Here is a 452-nt window from a genome sequence, read left to right as displayed (position 1 = left end):
TGGCCTGGTATGAGCGGGAAATCAAGAAGCAGGCGGCCGAGAACGAAACCTGTCAGCGATTGATGAGCATTCCAGGCTACGGGCCTATCGTCAGCAGTGCTTTCTACGGGTGGATGGGTTCCGGTCAGCAGTTCCGCTCTGGCCGCGATGTTGCTGCTGCGCTGGGGCTCGTGCCCAAGCAATACAGCACAGGCGGGAGAGCAGTTCTGGGTGGCATCAGCAAGCGCGGAGACAAGCATCTGCGCGCACTGCTGGTACACGGTGCCCGAGCCGTTGCCCGTTATGCTAAGCGGCATGACGACCGATTGAGTAGGTGGGTGTGTAACTTGATTGAGCGACGAGGCTACAACAAGGCAGTGGTAGCACTGGCCAACAAGCTTGCGCGCATCGGTTGGGCAGTTGTGACGAAGGAACAGGCATATGCAGCCATACCTGCGTAGCGCAGGCTGATA

At 58.8% G+C, this 452-nt stretch carries 1 protein-coding gene; it reads left to right on the top strand.

The features are described 5' to 3' along the window. A partial coding sequence (locus tag VF673_RS15010) for an IS110 family transposase (protein ID WP_440292526.1) occupies positions 1-440 on the top strand: 440 nt, incomplete at its 5' end. Positions 441-452: the final 12 nt, after the last annotated feature.

It is taken from the genome of Halopseudomonas sp. Lyrl_26 (genome assembly GCF_051948695.1).
Lineage (GTDB): Bacteria > Pseudomonadota > Gammaproteobacteria > Pseudomonadales > Pseudomonadaceae > Halopseudomonas > Halopseudomonas formosensis.
This window is presented reverse-complemented; position numbering and strand designations above follow the sequence as displayed.